The sequence below is a fragment of the Pseudomonas sp. genome (assembly GCF_026224925.1).
GTDB lineage: Bacteria > Pseudomonadota > Gammaproteobacteria > Pseudomonadales > Pseudomonadaceae > Aquipseudomonas.
Genome location: NZ_JAMFRV010000572.1, coordinates 1 through 4,050 on the forward strand (window position 1 = coordinate 1; position 4,050 = coordinate 4,050).

Sequence of the window (4,050 nt, forward strand, 5' to 3'; positions counted from 1 at the left end):
CAGAGCATGTCGAGTACCTTCTGCCCAGTTGCGTAGCAGAACCGACCCGATAGCAATCTTCAAAACGGCCCTCTGAAGCTCCGCCAGATCAGCCTGTGCAGGCGATGGGAGGTCGCTACCGTTGAAGTAGTTGAATTCAATAAGCGCTCCAGTCTCCTCGTGGACAGACCCCGGCGCAACGGTGAATCCTCCATTGCCGCGGAGCTCGACAACCGTTTCGCCATCTTTGAACTGCTTCGTGGCGGGCGCTGCGGCAACACGATAAAGGAAATGGCTATCTGGTTTTGACGGGTGCCCGAAGACAAACTTCGTAGGCGGCAACAATGCGGGCCCAAGCATGACGGCCTCCGGCGAGTCTAGGTCAACATCCACCAGCCCCCCAGAGGCATCACCGAGCACGACACCAATGTTGCGACCAGGAAGGAAGTGGTCTGCCAACCGGCCAAATGAGATGCGCAGATTTAGCCAATCGTAATGGATGGGCTCCTTTAGAGCCGGCTTAACCGGAATTGGGCACATTCCAGCTCGATGATACTGTTGCGCATAAACAAGTAATGGATTTTCGTCGGACAAATCGCTAAAGTTCAAGTTGGTGCTCGCCAAAAATAGTCTCCTGCGTACTTATGATGTCATATTTGCATATTCATGCGGTCGAGGGCCGCATTCGGGGTCAGTAAAGCCATGGAGTACGGCTCCGTGCTATTGCTGATGGGATGTTCTTTAGAACCACCTGCCGGATTGCCGCGGATAGCGTGATGCTTTGACTGTCCGCAAACTTTCGCAGCTCCAGGAACTCCTGGTCGGTCCATCGCACAGTAGTTCTCGTGATCATCGACATGGCTTACCTCCTCATTGGCTCGATCTCATATTTAGCATTGTCTGCCGCGTGTCGGACATTCAGCCGCGCATCGTGCATTCGTAATGGTAAGAGTAGGGGCGCGCCAGTCGTACCGATCTACAGTTTTATTCGAAGTCATTATCAATGCAGTCTCCATCAATCTATGTTTTCGCTAGTGGCGATCTCGATGAATCGCCATTCAGGGGCGCATCCGTTGCCATACGATTAAAATGATTATGCTGGCATGTTGACTACAAGTCCGCACAACGATTGGAATCGCTCGATTTGTGCAATCGCTCCTGACCGGCTACGAATATTTTTTGCCAGTCACCAACTGCCCGGTGTCAGATCTACGTAAAGGGCGAGCATAAAGCCTACGATCTCGTCTTCGTGACGCTGCCCAAGCTCAAACCGCTGATCGTCCGTCAGATTGAGATCGTCCCACATCGCGGCTGTTGCGGTTGCTTCGAGCTCCATACTCTTGATGCCATCATCGACAACTTCATTGACGTGTGGCGCCACCAGATCCAATTCGCATTCGCATGAAAGCGCGTATGCAAGGAGTCCGGGAAGATCTGTCGCCGTGGAAACCAACAGAAGACCGTTTCCGCGCTGGATTACGTGCACTACACGATCTTCTGAGGCAATTCCGGTGACGATTCCCGATTTTTCAATAGCGGTCACGGCTGGGTATTTGTTAAGGCATTTACGCAAGTTGTCGACGCTTACCGATTCCGGCAGAGTGATACAGCGCATATTATTTTTCCATTTCTCGAGATTGACGCTATCTACCGTGCGCATAACCGCGGCCACGCGTTAGTCGTTACGGAATGGAAATATGGATCAATCCCTCCCTTGTCAGATCGCACAAAAGCCTGATCTTCATCGGATTGTGCTGTAATTCGGTGGCGTCTACTATTTTTTCCCCGCCGCGAAAAAACGGTTACGCTGCCAGAACTCAGCCAACGCCTGAATGCTATTTCGACCGAGCACTGCTTTGGCGGCCGGGTGAGCTTGGATGGTGTCCCAAGCAAATCTCAAAAAAATGGAGGGCTTGCCTCCGCTTTTCGCGCCAGTCTTCTTGCCACCATGACGAAGATAGATGGCCTTCAACGAGTGTAACAGGTTCAACAGCTCGGGATCATGAGGACGTCCCGGCTTTCGTCCTTCTGCCGCTGCACGCAGTTCTTTCTCAGGCAGAAGGAGCGCATCGTCTAGCCAACGGTGGCGGGGCATTGCTCTTACGGCTCTTCGCGCAACGTAAAGAATCTCTGCTTCCTTTCTTAGAGCTATAGAAGGCTTCGATCGCATAGAATTCGCCCGTGCATCGCAGAATACTCGCAGCGCTATGTCTATCTGCGTGCTTCGATCGTCGAGTACGTTCTCCTCTTTGCCTAATTTTACAAAATGTTGAATCAGCTCAGCCGACATAGCCGGCGAGATCGCCAATGGCTTGGCCACAAAATTAAACAAAGAAACATTCATCACTTTTTCTCTAAGTTGGATTCATCGTGGCGAGAAATTACTCGGCCAATTCAATTAATGGTGCCCGTATGAAACGCCGGTATAACTTCTATGAAACCATCTACGCAAGCTGGCGAACGTCACCACTCCTTGCGCAGGGTCGCCAAATGACCAGCCAAACTGAGGAACATCCTGCCAAGTTTTGATCCGGCTTCGCCTTGAAAGACAAGCGTTCCTTTGTGCCACCAAAAGTTGGCTACGCCACCGTTATCGAGATCGTAGCGAACGATTTCATCCCCGATCGAATACCGGCACCGGCAACTAATCATCCGCATATATCGGTGCAGCATTTCGTGTGGCCCGTCATAGTCTATGCTCATCATTTCCGTCTACGTCCATTATTGCTACGTCGTCAAACTAATCCAACCTGCTATTGAGAGCGTAGAGTCCCCGCCAGGCCGATGTCCAATGATTTCAAGTTTGTGAATCTCGAAGGGTTTTCAACCAAGCTTCCCTTTGGAGATAATTGAGATAGGCATTTCGCACCGTCGAGCGACTGTAGCCGTTCTTGTTATCAGGATTATCGCTGGAGAATTTGAAATATGCCGCTTCAAGCTTTTCCACTCGTGTCACTTCCTCCGCGACGGCCATGCCCAACCACGGCATTGCCAGATCGCGACGTTCCCACTCATCGCGTCCGACCGTAGGGGATCCGACTTTCGAGCGAAAAATGAGGCGAGCTGCGCCCGCCGTGCTCGGCTCGAGATGATCGATGAGCCATTCAACGACGCACGGATCAACCTCGTTTTTGATGCGCATTAAGCCGACGATGGAGCGAATGTCATCCGATGATATCGGCTCGGCCGACATCATCGCTTTCAAGTCTTCGCAAGCTGGCTTTCGCGGTCGGCCATTCGCTTTTTTTATATTATAAGAATTTGAGCCGGCAGAGAATGGCGACAACATCCTTGCAAATGATGATAGCACAACAGGATGAGGTATCGGGGAATAGCGGAGATAACGCGCTAGATCTGAGTTGTCTCCAAGTTGCAAAGCTCGCAACGCGCTCACCCAGTCCATCATAACGTCGTCTGAATTTATGGGTCCGTAAGGACTGCGTTCTTTCTGTCTTATTGAAGATCGATGGGCCATATGCACTCGCCATTCAGTTGATGAGTCGGCATCTATCGATGGTTGGAGCGCTATTAAAGGCGGACCAGTGCGGAAAAAGAACGTTTAGCTGACTGCATTCGGCAAAGTTTTTACTTTTTGAAAAATTTGTAAGCGGGTAGCCGGTAACCAGAGGGCAATATGCGAGTTAAATGAAATGAAAGTGGTTGGAAACATCGACGATCACGTTTGCGCGACTGACACTTCCTTCCCTCCCCCCATGGAGTGGATCAACCTCTAGCTCAAGCTCGTGAATTCTTTCCAAAATCATGGGGCAATCCTTCCGACACGGGTGGAAGTCGCCTCACATTGGTGCCCAATCCCAAGGCCCCGGGGCCTGGATTGCCCAGGTGAGAACCGTTGGTTTATCTGTCTCATTTTCTCGCTACTAAGAGCATCACCAGCGATGTAGTAACCATTTGACAGAGACAGACGCACATTTGTAATAGATCGCCAATCGGACGCGAGCTCGCGTTTCAGGATCGTGGATAGAGATAAGTGTCTGCCACACCGCCAATTGTATGCCGGAAGTTATCGCTAAGAACATTTAATAGTTAACTGATTTTGTCTTTTAGGGA

At 50.9% G+C, this 4,050-nt stretch carries 4 protein-coding genes; all 4 read right to left on the bottom strand.

The features are described 5' to 3' along the window. Nucleotides 1–603: bifunctional DNA primase/polymerase (locus tag M0974_RS23910; protein ID WP_297842770.1), on the bottom strand; the 603-nt coding region annotated here is incomplete at its 3' end. Nucleotides 604–1,165: 562 nt separating this feature from the next. Beyond that, nucleotides 1,166–1,639, bottom strand: a complete 474-nt coding sequence (locus tag M0974_RS23915; protein ID WP_297842773.1) for a hypothetical protein — start codon at nt 1,637–1,639, stop codon at nt 1,166–1,168. 114 nt (nt 1,640–1,753) lie between these two features. Beyond that, nucleotides 1,754–2,323, bottom strand: coding sequence for a hypothetical protein (locus M0974_RS23920; RefSeq protein WP_297842776.1), 570 nt, complete (start codon nt 2,321–2,323; stop codon nt 1,754–1,756). Nucleotides 2,324–2,776: 453 nt separating this feature from the next. After that, nucleotides 2,777–3,184, bottom strand: coding sequence for a hypothetical protein (locus tag M0974_RS23925; RefSeq protein ID WP_297842779.1), 408 nt, complete (start codon nt 3,182–3,184; stop codon nt 2,777–2,779). Between the last annotated feature and the right edge of the window lie 866 nt (nt 3,185–4,050).

Bases quoted from the DNA above. Each gene is read 5' to 3' on its own strand.
- M0974_RS23915 (WP_297842773.1), bottom strand. From the start codon at position 1,639: ATGCGCACGGTAGATAGCGTCAATCTCGAGAAATGGAAAAATAATATG.
- M0974_RS23920 (WP_297842776.1), bottom strand. From the start codon at position 2,323: ATGAATGTTTCTTTGTTTAATTTTGTGGCCAAGCCATTGGCGATCTCG.